Genomic DNA, 14,943 nt, shown 5'->3' with positions numbered 1-14,943 from the left:
ATGAGCCAGGACACGCCTTCCTCACCGCCCCGCGTCCCCCGCGACTTCTACGCCGACCTGATGCGCGCTTCCCAGACGTCGCGCGCCGGCTTCCTCGCCGAACGCGAGCGCTGGCTGCGGGGCGTGCCCGTGGAGGGGCGGGAGGAGCTGCTGTTCGAGTTCGAGATGCTGCTGCGCGCGGTGGAGCGCTATCTCAACCTCAACACGGTGGTGGACGCGCGCGACAGGCCGCTCGTCACGCGTGACTTCCGCGAGGAGCTGGCGGACGTGCGCGACGCCATGGACCGCGCCATCCGCGTCGCGCGCCACCTGCAGGACCCGGACAGCGACCAGAAGATGGTCTTCCGCAAGTACGTGGAGACCCAGCTCGCGGACGACCGCGTCCGGCGCGCGCTCATCGAAGAGCAGCTGGACCAGGAGACGCCGCCCGAGAGCCTCTTCGTGCTGCGCGAGGCCTTCGACGCGCTGAAGAACCTGCTGGACCACCTGCTCAAGCTGCCGGCGGCGAACCTCGGCTTGTTCCAGGACGTGGGCAAGCTGTCCCTGCGGGAAATCGTCCTCAACCGCTACTTCCGTCCCTTCCGCCCGCTGGAGTTCCGCGTCGAATACGACCGGCTCCGTTCGGTGCGGCTGCTGGACACGCTGGTCACCCTCCAGGAGGAGCAGCGCACCGCCTTCACCACCGCCTTCCTGGGCCTCTTCCGGCTGCTGCACTACCTGGCCTATGTGGACGCGGAGGAGCAGCCGCCCTTCTCCCGCCGCGTGCGCGTGCTGCTGGCGCTGGTGCGCAGCGAGGCCACCGCGCTGGCGTCGTGGATGCACTCGGAGCTGTCCCCGAAGGCCGGCTCCAAGTCCCTGCAGGCCGCCACGCTGCGCGCCGCGCGCGACATCGCCCGGGAGACGGAGCGCGTGGCCCGCGAGGTGCTGGTCAACCTGGACCGCGACGCGGAAGCCCCCCTGCGCGCCGCGTCCGCCTTCACGGCGGTGCTGCGCACGCAGGTGGTGGCGCTGGTGGAGGCGCTGGCGCCCAACGGGGGCCTGGCCGACGGCGTCTTCGACGAACTGATGAGTCCGCAGGAGGCGGCGCTGCGCCTGCGCAAGGACCTGTGGGTGTACGCCCAGCTGTGCCGCGCCGCGGAGTCCCACCTGCGCGCCGAGGACGTCCCCGCCGCCGAGCGCGTGCTGGACGCCCTCAAGGGCTTCCTGGGCTACTTCCACGACGGCAGCTACCAGCTGCTGCGCTACGGCGACTACGACGCCTTCGACCGCTTCACCTCGCTGCTGGTGGAGTTGCCCTGGCCCCCGGAGGGGCCCGGCATCCGCGCCCGGCTCGGCGAGGACCTGCGGCGCTTCATCCAGACGCTGGAGTCCACCTTCCACGCCGTCAGCCGCCGCACCCACCTCCAGGGTAGGGGCTTTGATCGCCAGGACGCAGAAGCCCTGCGGGACAGGTTCCTCACCACCCCCGCACGCTGATACAGCCCTGTCGCGGCGCTACTGGCCACCCCGCATAACAGTCCCTGTGTGGGGGAGATTGTCACGGCCGGTGTTTGCGTCGTTGAGTTCCTTGCGCTATGGACGCGCCCGTGTTGCATGGAAGACACGGGTTGGTGAGGAGGGGGAGGGCGCGGGGATGCCAAGGACGGGGATGACAAATCCCCGACATCGGTGTCGCGGTTCAGGAGGGAATCAGCAATCCGCCACGGGGGGAGGGGCGCCAGGCCGGAACCGGTGCCCCTGATGACGCACGAAAAAGCCGAGCAACTCCAAGGGGTTGGAGCTGAATTTCAAGCCCGCGGCGCTGCCAGGCATGTCACACGGAAGTGGCATGCTGCTTGCTCGACTCGCGCGTCACATCAGACCACTGATGAACGTTTCCAGCCCCTCCGGCGGGTCTGGAGCGGAAGCTCCGCAGCACCGAGAAGCCACGAGGCGACACCCACAATGCGACCGTCCTCCTACAACCAGCGCACTCTCTCGAAGATCGCCTCCCTGCAGGGCGTGGGGCTCCACTCGGGTGCCCGGGTGACGCTCACCCTGCGCCCGGCGCCCCCGGGGCATGGCATCGTCTTCGTGCGCACGGACCTCGCCCGCCCGGTGAGCATCCCCGCGCTGGCGGAGTACGTGGTGGACACGTCGCTGGCCACGACGCTGGGGCGTGACGGTGTCCGCGTGGGCACGGTGGAGCACCTGATGGCGGCGCTGGCCGGCATGGGCATCGACAACCTCCGGGTGGAGCTGGACGGCCCGGAAGTCCCCATCATGGACGGCAGCGCGGCGCCCTTCGCGGCGCTCATCCAGAGCGCGGGCGTGCGGGAGCAGGAGGCGCCCAAGGAGCTGCTGGTCATCCGCAAGGCGGTGTCGGTGGTGGACGGCGACAAGCAGGCCTCGCTCACGCCGGCCCGGCACTTCCGCATCAGCTGCACCATCGACTTCGAGCACCCCGTCATCCAGGGCCAGTCCTTCGACCTGGACTTCGGCGACCGGGACTTCGCGCGTGAGATTTCCCGCGCGCGCACCTTCGGCTTCCTGCGGGACGTGGAGAAGCTGAAGCAGATGGGCCTGGCCCGGGGCGGCTCGCTGGAGAACGCCATCGTCGTGGACGAGGTCTCCATCCTCAACCCGGACGGGCTGCGCTTCCCGGACGAGTTTGTGCGCCACAAGATCCTGGACGCCATCGGCGACGTGTCGCTGTTCGGCCGGCCCGTCATCGGCCACATGACGGCGTACAAGACGGGCCACGCGCTCAATCACAAGCTGGTGCGCAAGGTGATGTCCGACCCGAGCTGCTACGAAATCGTTCCCGCCCGCTGCCGCGAGCTGGAGGGCATGGGATTGGGCTTCTCCGGACTGGCCGGCGCGCTGGAGTTCGAGCCGCTTGTCGCCTGACGTCATTAACTTGCAGGTCCGGTAAGGCTCGGCTAAGTGGGCGGGATATGCTCAACCGTCCCACCCGCGTCATCCTCGCCGCGCTCCTGGCGGCCACCTTCACCGCCGGCTGTAACAAGGAGAAGGCGCCGGCCACCGCTCCCGCGGCGCAGCAGGCCGCCGGTGAGCCCGCGCCCGACACTGTCGTCGCGACGTTCGGCGACGGGCAGAAGATCACCTACAAGGAGCTCAACGAGCGCCTCCAGGAGCCGCTGGCCAACCTGGAGAAGCAGAAGTCGCAGCTCCTGAAGCGTGGCCTGGACGGCATGGTGACGGAGAAGCTCGTGGATGCCGAGGCCAAGAAGCGCGGCCTCTCCCAAGAGGCGTACCTGAAGGCGGAGATCGACGACAAGGTCCCCGCGCCCACCGAGGAGCGCATCAAGGAAGTCTACGACGGTGCCGCTGGCCAGCTGCCCGAGGGTTCCACCTACGAGCAGATGAAGCCGCAGATCGTGGAGTTCCTGACGCAGCAGCCGAAGCAGGAGCGCGCGCAGGCCCTCTTCGAGGAGCTGCGCAAGTCCGCCAATGTCAAGCTGACGCTGCCGGAGCCGCCGCGTCCCCCCGTTGTCCGCAAGCAGGTGGCCGCCACGGGCGCCGCCAAGGGTGGTCCTGAGGGCGCGCCCATCACCATCGTCGAGTTCAGCGACTTCCAGTGCCCGTTCTGCAGCCGCGCCAACCCGGCGCTGGCGCAGGTGCAGCAGGAGTACGGCGACAAGGTCCGCATCGTGTTCCGCCACTTCCCGCTCGACTTCCACAAGGAGGCGCCGAAGGCTTCCGAGGCCTCGCTGTGCGCGGGCGATCAGGGCAAGTTCTGGGAGATGCACGACCTGCTCTTCGCCAACCAGCAGGCGCTGGGCGTGGACTCCCTGAAGAAGTACGCCGCCGACCTGCAGCTGGACACGGCGAAGTTCAACGCCTGCCTGGACTCGGGTGAGAAGGGCGCCATCGTTCAGAAGGACCTGGCCGAGGGCAAGCAGGCGGGCGTGTCTGGCACCCCGGCCTTCTTCATCAACGGCATCCTGCTGTCCGGCGCGCAGCCCTTCGAAGAGTTCAAGAGCATCATCGACGCGGAGCTGAACGCGCCGAAGAAGTAGTCCCCGGCAGTCGGAGAGGTGGGCAGTGGCGACACGACCCAAAGCCACGCCCCGCCTCGTGGGTGATGCGGCATCGCTCGACCTGGAGCGGCCGCTCGCCCAGGGTTTGTCCCCGTCTCGTCCCCTCCAGGCCTGGTTCCACGGGCCGGAGGGGATGGTCCTCCTCCAGGAGCCGCCCGGCTTCGCTGGCTTCCTCGCCGGCAGCCTGCGCACCCTGTCGGTGGAGGAGGTCTTCGCCCACGTCCTGTCCGGCATCCGCAGCGGCCTGCTGGCGGTGCAGCACGCCACGGGGCGCCGCACGGTGTCCTTCCGGGACGGACAGGTGGTGTTCGCCACCTCCACGGAGCGCTGGGAGCGGCTGGGCGCGGCGCTGCTCCGCCTGGGGTTGCTCACGCAGGCGCAGCTGACGCAGGCGCTGTCGCGCGTGACGCCGTCGCGCCGCATCGGCCAGGTGCTCACGTCGGAAGGGCTCGTCTCCGAAGCCAACCTGTACAGCGCCATGACGTACGTGGTGCGTGAGGTGGTGCTCAGCCTCTTCGAACTGGAGGACGGCAGCTTCGTCTTCGTCGAAGGCCCCGCGCCGATGGCGGACGTGGTGAAGCTGCCCGAGCGCACGCGGGACCTGGTCCTCACCGGCATCAAACGGGCGGAGTTGGTGTCGCGCCTGCGTCGGCGCTTCCCGGACGACACGCGCGTCACGCTGGGGCCCGAAGGACCGCTGCCTGGTGAATCGCGGTTGTTCGCCAGGCTGGCGGACGGGCTGCCGCTGGCCAGCCTGCGCGCGTCCTATGAAGGCGGCCCGCACGCCTTCTACACGTGGCTCGAGGAAGCCGTGCGTGGCGGCAACGTGGCCGTCCACCCCGCGGCGCCGCCTCCGGCACAGGCGCCCGCCGTGGAGGGCATGGCCTGGGAGCTGCTGTCCGCCGAGGAGCGCTACAACCTGCTGTTGTCCCTGGTGCACCGGGCCCTGCGCGACGCCGGAAAGGACACGGACCTGCTGCGCGGCTTCCTGGACGCGCCGCCGCAGGGACTGGAGGACGCGTACGCCGGGGTGACGCTGGCGGCGGACGGGCGCGTGGACGTGACGCGGCTGAGGGCCAACCTCTCCACGGGAGGCGAGGCGGTGGGCCGGGCCCTCACGTTGGAGGCCCTGGACGCCTTCGTGTCCTATGCGTTGTTTTCAGCGCGCAACGTCCTGCCCGCGGACGTGGCGGAGCGGCTGTCCAACACCTACCGCACCCTCCAAGGAGGACTGGCCTAGGGGTTTGCCCGTGCCCACGTTCGCCGTCACGGCGTTTGGGGCGGGGAGCGGGCATGGTCGCGATGCGGAAGTGGGTGTGGGGACTCCTGGCGCTGACGACGGCCTGCGGTGGCGCTCGCCAGACGGTGAAGCACGAGGGTACCGGCGGCTCCGGGCCCGCCCCATCAGCGGAGGCCACGAGCGAGGACCGCCGCTCGACGACGCGCCGCTACGTGGACGAGGACCTGGGCTTCGAAATCATCCGGCCCACGGCGGACTGGCAGCTGGACGAGACGAATGAGCGCACGCCGGAGGGGCTCGCCATTCCCGTCATCCTCCGCCACAACGTCTCCGGAGCGCAGGTGGTGTTGCAGGTGGCGCCCGCGGTGGCCTCTCCCACGCAGTTCGCGGAGCGGCTCACCGAAGGGCTCCGCCAGCACCCGGGCTTCACCACCACGGACCCGGAGCCCATTCCGCTGTCGGACACCGCGGTGGGCTTCGATTTCCAGGTGGGGGATGGCGTGCACGGCAAGGTGGCCGTGCGTGAAGGCATCCCCGGGCGCGTGTTGATGATGCTGGCCACCTGGCCGGCGCAGGCCGCGGCGGACGTGCCCCAGAGCGTGGATGCGCTCATCCAGGGCGTCCGCCCGCTGGTGGGGCCGGCGACGGCGTGGAAGGTGCCTCAGCGCTGAGGGCGCCCCTTCATCCGGGACGCCCTCTGGCTGGAAGTCCGCGCTACTTCGCGCGCTTCCGGGCCGGCTTGGCCTTGCTGGCCTTGGGCTCCGGCGCTGCTTCTACGGGCGCGGTGTCCTGCGTCCGCGCGCGCAGGCGGACGTACTCCACCAGGGTGCGCACGCCCACGCCGGTGCCGCCCTTGTTCAGGTAGCCACGCTCCTTGGGGCTGCTCGCCGGACCCGCGATGTCCAGGTGCACCCACGGCGTCTCGCCCACGAACTCGCGGAGGAAGATGGCGGCGTTGATGGAGCCTCCCCAGCGCTCGCCGGAGTTCTTCATGTCGGCGACCTCGGAGCGCAGGGCGTCCTTCTGCATGTCGCTGATGGGCATGCGCCACATCTCTTCGCCCGCGGTGCGCGCGGCCTGGAGCACCTGCGTCACCGTCTCCTCGTGGTCGCCGAAGGCGCCGACGATGTAGTTGCCCAGCGCGACGACGCAGGCGCCCGTGAGCGTGGCCAGGTCGATGATGGCGGCCGGCTTGTGCTCGGTGGCCCACGTCAGGATATCGCCCAGCACCAGGCGGCCTTCCGCGTCCGTGTTGGTGATCTCCACCGTCTTGCCCAGGCGCGAGGTGAGGATGTCACCCGGCTTGTAGGCGTTGCCGGCCGGCATGTTCTCGCACGCGCCGATGAAGGCGTGCACGGGGAAGGGCGGCTTGAGCGCGGCGATGACCTTCATGGCGCCCAGCACCGCGGCCGAGCCCGCCATGTCCGTCTTCATGTCCACCATGCCGTCCGTCGGCTTGAGCGACAGGCCGCCCGAGTCGAAGGTGACGGCCTTGCCCACCAGCGCCAGCGGCGGCTGCTTGGCGTCGCGCGCATTCTTGGGCGTGTACGTCAGGTGGATGAGGCGAGGCTCCTCGGTGCTCCCCGCGGTGACGCCGAGGAACATGCCCATGTCGAGCTTCTCGATGTCGCGGCGGTTGCCGATGGTGACCTTCAGCCCGCCTTCCTTCGCGGCCTGACGCGCAGCCTCTGCCAGCACCGTGGGCGTCACGGCGTTGGGCGGCTCGTTGACGAGGTCGCGGGCCCAGTTGGTCGCCTCGGCGACGCGCTGCGCCAGCGTCAGCGCGTCATCCAGCTCGCGCGTGCGCTCCGTGCCCTCGGGGAGCACCAGGGACACCTTGCCCAGCTTCGCGGCGCCCTTCTTCTCCTCGCGCGCGGCGGACTTGTACTTGTCGAAGCGGTAGAGGCCCAGCGCCACGCCTTCCACCACGGCGCGCACCGCGTCCTGCGCGGACTCGGTGGCCGGCAGGGCGAACGCCACCGAGGTGACCTTGAGCCGCTGCGCCGTCTTCGCGGCGCGGCCGGCGGCCAGCCTCAGCACTTCTGAGTGGAAGCGGGCGCGGTTTCCCAGGCCCAGCAGCAGCACCCGCTCGGACGACGTGCGCCCCAGGGTGTGCATCACCAGGCTCTGGTCCGCGCGTCCCTTGAAGCCCTCCTGGGTGGCGGCGCCGCGCAGGCGTCCTTCCAGGGCGCCATCCGCCAAGGAGAGGGAGGACGGGGCGCTGTCTCCCAGCTCACCCTCGAAGAGGGGAATGACGAGCAGGTCGCCGCTCGTCCGCGTGGCATCGCCGGAGACGAAGCTGAAGTTCATGGGCCGTGGAACTCCTGAACAGTGAAAAGGCTAGGGCTGATGGAAAGGGCGCGGACTGTAACGCCCGCCCTGTTACACGCAAAGCGTTGGATTTCATTCGAGCATTGCATTGCTTCGTTGCACTGGGTAGCAGTGTGGGGAATGCCCACGCTGCTGATGCATCTGACCGCCATTGAACGGATGGCCGCCAACCCGGGTGAGCTGCCGGCGGATTGGGTGCGTGCGTTGTCAGAGGACCTGCCGTATGCGCGCTTCGGCGCGGCGCTGCCAGACCTCCCGTTGTGCGAAGGCATCCGAGGCGGGCTCGCCGCCTTCCTGCCCGAACGGGAGCTGCCGCACTTCGCGCGGCTGTACCATGAGCGTGCCCCGGTGGGCTTCGGGCTGAAGATGGCGGAGCTGGTGGCCTCCGGCGCGCTGGTGGGCACCGAGCCTGGCCTCGCGGTGCTCTCGGGCTACTTCACGCACCTGTGCCTGGACCGCCGACTGTATCCGGTGGTGGACAGGTTGGTGGTGCGACACCGCCGCCGCGGTGAGCGCGCCCTGGAGGCGCACCGCGACATCGAATGGGCGCAGACGCTCTTCTATCTGCGCGAGCTGCACGGCATGGAGCTGCTCGGCACGCCGCGGCTGCGGGAGAAGTGTCAGGTGGTGAAGAGCCCGGGCTTCCCGTGGCGGGGCATTGGCGGCGGGCTCTACGAGCTGGTCCGTTTGTCCTCACAGGAGCGTGTGGGCCAGGCGCCCAGCAAGTCGGAGGTCGATGGCTGGGTGCGCGGCCTCTACGTCTCCGGTCTCTTCCTTTCAAGCCCCATGGGCCGGGCGCGCGCGTTGCCGGCCTATGCGCGGCTGTCGTTCCAGGAGCTGTACCGCAACGACACGTTCGACTTCGCCGCGGAGGTGGAAGGCGCGCTGGAGACGGCGCGTGGCGTACTGCGTCGGTTGCACGGCTACATGGCGAGGGGCACCTTTACGCCCCGTACGCGAGCCCGCTTCATGGAGGCCTTCCCCGAAGGGACGCTGGGCGCACGGGCGGCGTGACACCCGCAGAGCAGGCGTCCTGGCGAGCCCGGTTCCCCTCGGGGAATGGCGCTGTCCGAAGCGCGAGGCCGCTCCTATCCTCGAAGAGGAATGACGGTCCTACTCCTCATCGCGGTGGGCGCACTCGCGGGTACCTTGGGTGCGATGCTCGGCATCGGAGGCGGAATCGTCCTGGTGCCCGCGCTGGTGCTGGGGTTCGACATTCCCTTGGAGCAAGCCATCCCCGCGAGCCTCATGTGCGTGGTGGCCAGCTCATGCTCCGCTGCGGCGGGCTATGTGCACAAGCACCTGAGTGACATCCGCCTGGGGCTGTCGCTGGAGCTGGCGACGGTGATGGGCGCCATCGCTGGCGGCATGGTGGCGGCCATGGTGGCGCCGGCGATGGTGGCGGTGGTGTTCGGGCTCTTCACGCTCTACGTGGCGCTGCAGATGTTGCTGCTGCGTTCGCCGCGCCAGGAGCCCGCCGCGCTGGACGACTACGCGCCCGCCAACTACCCGCTGGGCATCTCCGGCTCCTTCGTGGCCGGTGGCCTGTCCTCGCTGTTGGGGGTGGGCGGAGGACCGCTCAAGGTGCCGCTGATGGCGTACGGCATGCACGTGCCGTTCAAGGTGGCCAGCGCGACGAGCAACCTGATGATTGGCGTCACGGGCGCCGCGAGCGTTGCCGCGTACGCGTTGAGGGGCCATCTGAAACTGGCGCTGGTGTCACCGTTGGTGGTGGGTGTCCTGGGAGGCGCATACGTGGGCAGCCGGTTGATGCCGAGGGTGCCCACGGCGGTGCTCAAGCGTTTGTTCGCGGTGGTGTTGTTGGTGGTCGCGGGACAGATGCTGTGGAAGGGAGGGGAGGGATTGTGGCCGAGCATCCTGAAGTGAGTGAACCCGAGGAAGCGCGCGCGGCATGTGCTTCCGTGTCGGCGGTGACAGCGGAGCATCCCGTCGTCGCGCGCAACGTGGCAGTCACGGGAGGGGCCGCGTCGCTGACGCCCCCCATGGACGGAGCGCCCATGGCGCAACCGGACGCGGGGGCGGCGGAGCAGGTGCGGCATCATCACCGTGAGCGCGCGGTGGTGGGCGACCGGTGGATCGCACGGGTGCTGCGCGTCGGCGCGGTGGTCAGCGGCGGAATGTTCGTCCTGTCGCTGGGGCTGGAGGCCATGCCCCAATCCGAGCGCGTGCACGTCGCCATCGATTTATTGCGAAAGGGCGCCGCGTCCCTGCTGTTGGTGACGCCCGTGGCGCGGCTCGCGGTGGCGGGTACGCTGCTGGGCCTGCGGGGTGAGTGGCGCTACATGGCGATGGCCGCGGGCGTGCTGGGGCTGCTCGCCATCGCGGTGGGCACCGGCATCCAAGCCTAGGAAGAGCACGTGTGACGGCGCTCTCCCCGGTGTCAGGGAAGAGCGCTCACACGCCGCGCGCGGTGAAGTGGGCCAGGATGTTCTGGACCTTGGCCACTTCGCCCGTCTGACCCAGATCCCCGTAGAGAGGCATCAGCGTCTCGAACTGCTTGCGGGCCGCGGCGAAGTCCTGCTGGTAGTAGCAGGACAGGCCCAAATCCCAGCGGGCGCGGGCCTCATACGCGTGGTCGTGCAGCTCCTGGTACAGCTCCACCGCGCGGAGCAGGTGCGGGCGCGCGCCTTCGTGGTTGCCGAGCAGTCCCTCGGACTCGCCCAGCAGCAGGTGGCCCAGCGCGAGCGCCTCCGGGTCCTCGCCCTGCTCCAGCAGCGGCACGGCCTCCAGGAAGCGCTTGCGCGCGGGCTCGTAGTCGCCCTTCTCCATGCGGATGTCGCCAATGTCGATGAGCAGCCGCGCCACCCGCTCCGTGTTGCGCGTCTGGCGCAGGAGGATGAGCGCCTCCTGGTACTTCTCCTCGGCGGCTTCCGGCTGGCCCAACGAGCGCAGGGACTCGCCGATGCAGGCGCGGGCCAGGGCCTCGCCCTCACGGTCCTTGGACTCGTTGAAGAGCATGGCGGCGCGGGCAATCTGCTCGATGGCGCCGCGGTGATCCTCGAAGTTCGCCTTCACCACGCCCAGCCCCATCAGGGCCTGCGCCTGGCCGGGCTTGTACTTGGCCTCCTGGAACTTCTCGAGCGCCTCTTCGTAGAACTGCCGGCTGGCGGCGTGGTCCTCCAGCAGGCCGTGCAGTTCGGCCAGGTTCACCAGGCCCTGGCCCACTTCGGTGGGCGAGCCGGTGATGCGCAGCGGCGCCAGCGCGTTCTTCTGCTTCTGGATGGCGTCGAGGATGTGGGTGCGTTGGGTGTCTTCGGGCGGGTGGTGCATGGGGGGCCTCAGGCGTCGCCACCCTTGCGGCGGCGGGAGGTCTTGTCCAACGAATCGTCCTTCTCGCTCCCGTCAGTCCCGTTGGCGGCCACGGCCAGGGAATGGGCGCCCGGGTGCCGGTCCTTCTCCACCTTGTCGGCCTTCTCGTGGACGAGGATGGGGGAGAAGAAGCAGTCCTTCTTCGTGTACTCGTCGAAGGCGAAGGCGAAACGGTAGCTGGCCGCCGCGCGCTGGTTGCAGTCGGTGCGCTCGCAGAAGCGACAGGAGATGCCGGACGGAATGGCGTCCTTGCGCAGGTCCGTCGTGGGCAGGCCGTAGGCCAGGTACTTGGCGTTCTCCGCGTGGGTGCCCAGGCCGATGGAGTAGGCGGTGCCCTTGACGATGGAGCCCTCGATCGGCTGGAGCTGCACCTTGGCGAAGCAGAAATAGGCGGTGCCGTCCGGCATGATGGAGTACTGCCGCGTCAGCTGGGACGGGTTGAGGAAGGCCAGGTGCACGGCCCACTTGGCGCAGCTGCCGCCGCCGGTGGCGAAGCGGATGCCGGTGCCGCTGTAGCGCTTGGAGATGTTGCCGGCGATGTCCGCGCGCAGGAAGTGGAACGGAAGCCCAGGGCGCTTCGGGTCCGACAGGTTGCACAGGCGGTGGGCCACCGTCTCGTAGGTGGAGCCGAAGATGCTGGACAGCAGCTCCACGTCGTAGCGCGTGCGCTGGACCTCCTTGAAGAAGTCCCCGTAGGGCAGCATCAGCGCGCCGGCGAAGTAGTTGGCCAGGTTCACCTTGATGAGCCGCTGCGTCTCGCCGTGGCGCATGCGGCCCGCGTCCAGCACGCGCTCCAGCAGCTTCTCCCGGTCCATCACCAGCAGGCCAATGGATGCGGCAATCTGGAACTTCAGCGGCTGTTCGGTGAGGAAGGGCGACAGCGTCAGCGTCCGCTCCTCCGGGTCCAACCGCCGCACCACGGACGAGCCGGAGGGAGACGGGTCGTCGAAGAGGACGCGGTAGCCGAAGCGCTCCTCCAGGAGCCGGATGAGCTGACCGCTGGTGAGCTGCCGCTCCAGGCGCACGTCGCGGCGCAGCGCGTCCGCCTGCTCCTCCAGCTCCGGGAAGTAGTTGCGGTGCTTCTCCAGGAAGTCGCTGACCTCGTCGAAGGGCGAGTAGTCGAAGCGCACGCCGGGCGCGGCGCCGTTGCCCAGTCCGCCCTGGGCGCGCGTGCGCTCCTCGACGTTGAGCTGCGCCAGCACGTTCTCCAACTGCGTGCGGGTGTTCTTGTAGAGGTTGAAGAGCGCCGCCACCGTGCCCGCGAGCTTCGGCTCCGCGGAGAGGGACTGGAGCGACTCCGGGTCGATGTCGAGGCTCTTGAGGAGCGGCTCGTCCAGCAGCTTCGCGAGCGCTTCGTCCACGCGGCCCTCGCCCAGCGTGGACATGAACTGCTCGGGGTCCTGGTCGAAGTAGCGCAGGGCCTTCCAGAGCAGGGGGAAGGGCATCACCCGCTTGCCCTTCTCGATGAGGTTCAGGTACGCGGGGGAAACGCCCAGGTCCTTGGCTGCGTCCGCCTGTTTGATGTTCCGTGCTAGGCGCAGACCCCGAAGCTTCAGGCCCACGTTGGCGTTCAGTGCGTTGTCGTTCATGGCCGGATGCGTTGATGCCCCCGGCGATCGCGAATGGCCGCGCGCGCCTCGGGCTCTTCACCCACTTTGCAAATCGATTTACCGATTTGCAATGATCGTTTTCATCCACGAGGACCCCTGTCGGCCCGGCGACGGACCGGCTGGCCTGCGGTCGGAACCAGGGCGCCGGGTACATTCAAGTCCATGAAATCACTGCCCTTCAGGGCGTGTGGGGAACCTGCCGCCTCTCTCTCCAAAGCGCCTTGTCAAACATTTACTGATGCATTGCAGCATGGGTGGGGCACGTTCTGGTAAACGCGAAGGCGTGGGTTTACAGGCTGGCGGAGGAGGCCGTGGGCGATCGGCGCCGGAACACCAGGGACACATTGGTGCCTCCGAAGCCGAACGAGTTGCTCGTGACGGCGTCCACCTGCGCGGGGCGGGCCGTGTGGGGCACGCAGTCCGGCTGGATGCGCGGGTCCTTCCGCTCCAGGTTGATGGTGGGCGGCAGCAGGCCACGGGTGAGGGCCAGCACGCTGATGACGGCCTCCGCGGCGCCGGCCGCGCCGTTCATGTGGCCCGTCATCGACTTGGTCGAAGAGACGGCGACCGAGCGCGCCGCGTCCCCGAAGACGCGGGCAATGCCCTCCATCTCCAGGGCGTCGCCCAGGTCCGTCGATGTGCCAGGGGCGTTGATGTAGCCGAGCCCGTGTGCCAGGGGAGGGCGGTGTCACGGCGCGCAAGCGCGCGCTGGCGACGCTGGCGCTTCGTTTCGGGGCCATGCCGCTGGCCCGGGCGACCCGGCCGCGGCTCCCGCCCGGAAGAAGCCCCGCTGAGCACGACGCTCGGGCTGCCCCGCCGTGCCACGGAGTGTGGGTTGACGCTGGAGAAGTGTCGGCCCGCGCTCCCGGAGGCCTCATCGCCATTCACCTCCGGCGCGTCATGGGCGAACCTTCACCGCGTATGGACGGTGGGCATGGATGGCCGCGAACGTGGAGCAGGGCACCGCTGCGCATGCGTGCCCGAGCCGCCGCCGTCATCCTGTTCGGCCTGTCGCTGATGTCGTGTCAGGCGCCACTGCGCCACCACCCCAGGGAGGATGCGGCGGCGCTGCGCTACAACCTCACCTACGTGCGTGAGCCCGAGCACGCGGTGGATGTGGAGGTGGTGCTGGTGCGGGGAACGCCGCGAGAGTTCCTCTTCAGTCAGCCGGGCGCCGTGACGACGGTGTCCGTGCACCGGGAGGATGGGGGCGTCCAGACGTTGCCCGTCCAGGAGGGCCGCGTCTTGCTGCCTCGGGGGACGCGCTTCTTGCGCTACCGCTACCCGCTGGATGCCTCCATCCGGGAGCGGGGCCCTGACTTCTTCCAGGGCTCCGGAGACGGCGATGCGCGGCACGTCGCGGGCCGCGCGTACCTCATCCGGCCGCGGGTGGTGAAGCCGGGCCTGCGCGTGGAGCTGTCGCTGGTGGGCACCGATGCGTTGCTGCCGTGGCAGCCCGGGGAGAGTGGCGTGTACCGGCTGCGCGGCGAGGACCTGGTGGACTCGGGCTTCCACGGCTTCGGAGGCCGCCGGTGTCAGGTGCGCCTGCCGGACGCGGTGCTGGACGTGGCCGTCCTCGGACACTTCACGCACCTGAGCGACGCGGCCGTCTGCACCTGGTTGGGCAAGGCCGCGGAGGAAGTCCGCACGGTGCGGCGCGCCTTCCCGCATCCGCGCATCACCGTGCGTGTCATCCCCGCGCCTGGGCACCGCGGGCCCAGCGTCTTCGGCATGGTGCGCTGGAGCTCGCCGCCCAGCATCTCCATCAGCGTGGGGCAGGAAGCGCGGCCGGAGGACTTCGCGCGGGACTGGGTGGCCGTCCACGAGATGCTGCACCTGACCCATCCTGTCTTCGTGCCCCGCGTGCCGTGGCTGTCGGAGGGGCTGGCCACCTACTACACGGAGGTCGCGCGTGCGCGCTCCGGGCGGCAGGACTCGCGGCGCGCCTGGGAGGAACTGCTGGGCGGCTTCGCTCGGGGGCGAGAGGGCAATGACACGCGAACCATGCAGGAGGCCGTGTCTCAAGACAGCTTTTCGCTCGCTGTCTATTGGACGGGAGCGCTCTTCGCGTTGCATCTGGATGTGGAATTGCGCCGTATCACTGGAAACACGCGCGGGCTGGATGACGTGCTGGAGTTGCTCGCGGCTCGCGGCAGTTCCTCGACCTTCGGGGCATTCGGTGCCGCGGTGGATGCCGTCGCGGGACAGCCGCTGTTCAATGCTCTGCTGGAGCGGCACTTGCCGCGGCCTGCTTTTGCGGAACAGGCCGGTCTGCTAGAAGCGCTGGGTGTCCAGGACGGACCCAACGGCGTCTCGCTGGTACCCGCCCGAGACAGTCTGTTGCGTGATTCGGTGGTCGGTCGGCGCAGCCACGGCGAAACACCCTGAA

At 69.3% G+C, this 14,943-nt stretch carries 12 protein-coding genes and 1 pseudogene; 9 read left to right on the top strand and 4 right to left on the bottom strand.

Annotated features, from left to right (window positions below; genetic code table 11):
- From BHS09_RS25520 to BHS09_RS25500, 5 genes are all read left to right on the top strand, one after another.
- Entirely contained in the window at positions 1-1,476 is a 1,476-nt protein-coding gene (locus BHS09_RS25520) for a hypothetical protein (protein ID WP_140794049.1), read from the top strand.
- Positions 1,477-1,944: 468 nt separating this feature from the next.
- On the top strand, positions 1,945-2,889 hold the full coding sequence (gene lpxC, locus BHS09_RS25515) for a UDP-3-O-acyl-N-acetylglucosamine deacetylase (protein WP_140799370.1): 945 nt from the start codon (positions 1,945-1,947) through the stop codon (positions 2,887-2,889).
- Between the two features lie 47 nt (positions 2,890-2,936).
- Complete coding sequence (locus BHS09_RS25510; RefSeq protein ID WP_140794045.1) at positions 2,937-4,022, top strand: thioredoxin domain-containing protein; 1,086 nt, start codon at positions 2,937-2,939, stop codon at positions 4,020-4,022.
- 25 nt (positions 4,023-4,047) lie between these two features.
- A complete protein-coding gene (locus BHS09_RS25505; RefSeq protein ID WP_140799369.1) occupies positions 4,048-5,283 on the top strand; it encodes a DUF4388 domain-containing protein in 1,236 nt (411 codons plus the stop codon).
- A 53-nt stretch (positions 5,284-5,336) separates the two neighbouring features.
- Entirely contained in the window at positions 5,337-5,954 is a 618-nt protein-coding gene (locus tag BHS09_RS25500) for a hypothetical protein (protein ID WP_140799368.1), read from the top strand.
- 43 nt (positions 5,955-5,997) lie between these two features.
- Here the strand turns inward: BHS09_RS25500 and BHS09_RS25495 are convergent, their stop codons facing one another.
- Positions 5,998-7,593, bottom strand: coding sequence for a leucyl aminopeptidase (locus BHS09_RS25495; protein ID WP_140799367.1), 1,596 nt, complete (start codon positions 7,591-7,593; stop codon positions 5,998-6,000).
- Positions 7,594-7,734: 141 nt separating this feature from the next.
- Between BHS09_RS25495 and BHS09_RS25490 the strand changes: the two genes are divergently transcribed.
- The 3 genes from BHS09_RS25490 to BHS09_RS25480 all read left to right on the top strand — a co-directional run bounded on the left by BHS09_RS25490 (position 7,735) and on the right by BHS09_RS25480 (position 9,983).
- A complete protein-coding gene (locus BHS09_RS25490) occupies positions 7,735-8,628 on the top strand; it encodes a zinc dependent phospholipase C family protein (protein ID WP_140794037.1) in 894 nt (297 codons plus the stop codon).
- A 90-nt stretch (positions 8,629-8,718) separates the two neighbouring features.
- Entirely contained in the window at positions 8,719-9,501 is a 783-nt protein-coding gene (locus tag BHS09_RS25485; protein ID WP_140794035.1) for a sulfite exporter TauE/SafE family protein, read from the top strand.
- Positions 9,498-9,983 (top strand): hypothetical protein, encoded by a 486-nt coding sequence (locus tag BHS09_RS25480; RefSeq protein WP_140800766.1) that lies wholly within the window; start codon positions 9,498-9,500, stop codon positions 9,981-9,983. Before BHS09_RS25485 ends, BHS09_RS25480 begins: the two co-directional genes overlap by 4 nt.
- A 46-nt stretch (positions 9,984-10,029) precedes the next feature.
- Here the strand turns inward: BHS09_RS25480 and BHS09_RS25475 are convergent, their stop codons facing one another.
- From BHS09_RS25475 to BHS09_RS25465, 3 genes and pseudogenes are all read right to left on the bottom strand, one after another.
- A complete protein-coding gene (locus BHS09_RS25475) occupies positions 10,030-10,905 on the bottom strand; it encodes a tetratricopeptide repeat protein (protein WP_140794033.1) in 876 nt (291 codons plus the stop codon).
- 8 nt (positions 10,906-10,913) lie between these two features.
- Positions 10,914-12,533 carry a helix-turn-helix domain-containing protein gene (locus BHS09_RS25470; RefSeq protein ID WP_140794031.1) on the bottom strand — a complete coding sequence of 540 codons (1,620 nt, stop codon included), beginning with the start codon at positions 12,531-12,533 and terminating at the stop codon, positions 10,914-10,916.
- A 310-nt stretch (positions 12,534-12,843) separates the two neighbouring features.
- A pseudogene (locus BHS09_RS25465) lies at positions 12,844-13,218 on the bottom strand (beta-ketoacyl-[acyl-carrier-protein] synthase II); the annotation flags it as partial.
- Positions 13,219-13,526: 308 nt separating this feature from the next.
- Here BHS09_RS25465 and BHS09_RS25455 point away from each other — a divergent pair.
- Positions 13,527-14,942: a M61 metallopeptidase family protein gene (locus BHS09_RS25455; RefSeq protein WP_237079820.1), complete on the top strand. Its 1,416-nt coding sequence runs from the start codon at positions 13,527-13,529 to the stop codon at positions 14,940-14,942.
- The last annotated feature ends 1 nt before the right edge of the window (position 14,943 follow it).

Origin of the sequence: Myxococcus xanthus (genome assembly GCF_006402735.1) — a bacterium.
Lineage (GTDB): Bacteria > Myxococcota > Myxococcia > Myxococcales > Myxococcaceae > Myxococcus > Myxococcus xanthus_A.
Note: the sequence above shows the minus strand (reverse complement) of the source record. Positions and strands in the feature narration are given on the sequence as shown.

Coding starts and splice junctions, on each gene's coding strand:
- BHS09_RS25520 (WP_140794049.1), top strand. CDS start 1: ATGAGCCAGGACACGCCTTCCTCACCGCCCCGCGTCCCCCGCGACTTC.
- lpxC (WP_140799370.1), top strand. CDS start 1,945: ATGCGACCGTCCTCCTACAACCAGCGCACTCTCTCGAAGATCGCCTCC.
- BHS09_RS25510 (WP_140794045.1), top strand. CDS start 2,937: ATGCTCAACCGTCCCACCCGCGTCATCCTCGCCGCGCTCCTGGCGGCC.
- BHS09_RS25500 (WP_140799368.1), top strand. CDS start 5,337: ATGGTCGCGATGCGGAAGTGGGTGTGGGGACTCCTGGCGCTGACGACG.
- BHS09_RS25495 (WP_140799367.1), bottom strand. CDS start 7,593: ATGAACTTCAGCTTCGTCTCCGGCGATGCCACGCGGACGAGCGGCGAC.
- BHS09_RS25490 (WP_140794037.1), top strand. CDS start 7,735: ATGCCCACGCTGCTGATGCATCTGACCGCCATTGAACGGATGGCCGCC.
- BHS09_RS25485 (WP_140794035.1), top strand. CDS start 8,719: ATGACGGTCCTACTCCTCATCGCGGTGGGCGCACTCGCGGGTACCTTG.
- BHS09_RS25475 (WP_140794033.1), bottom strand. CDS start 10,905: ATGCACCACCCGCCCGAAGACACCCAACGCACCCACATCCTCGACGCC.
- BHS09_RS25470 (WP_140794031.1), bottom strand. CDS start 12,533: ATGAACGACAACGCACTGAACGCCAACGTGGGCCTGAAGCTTCGGGGT.
- BHS09_RS25455 (WP_237079820.1), top strand. CDS start 13,527: ATGCGTGCCCGAGCCGCCGCCGTCATCCTGTTCGGCCTGTCGCTGATG.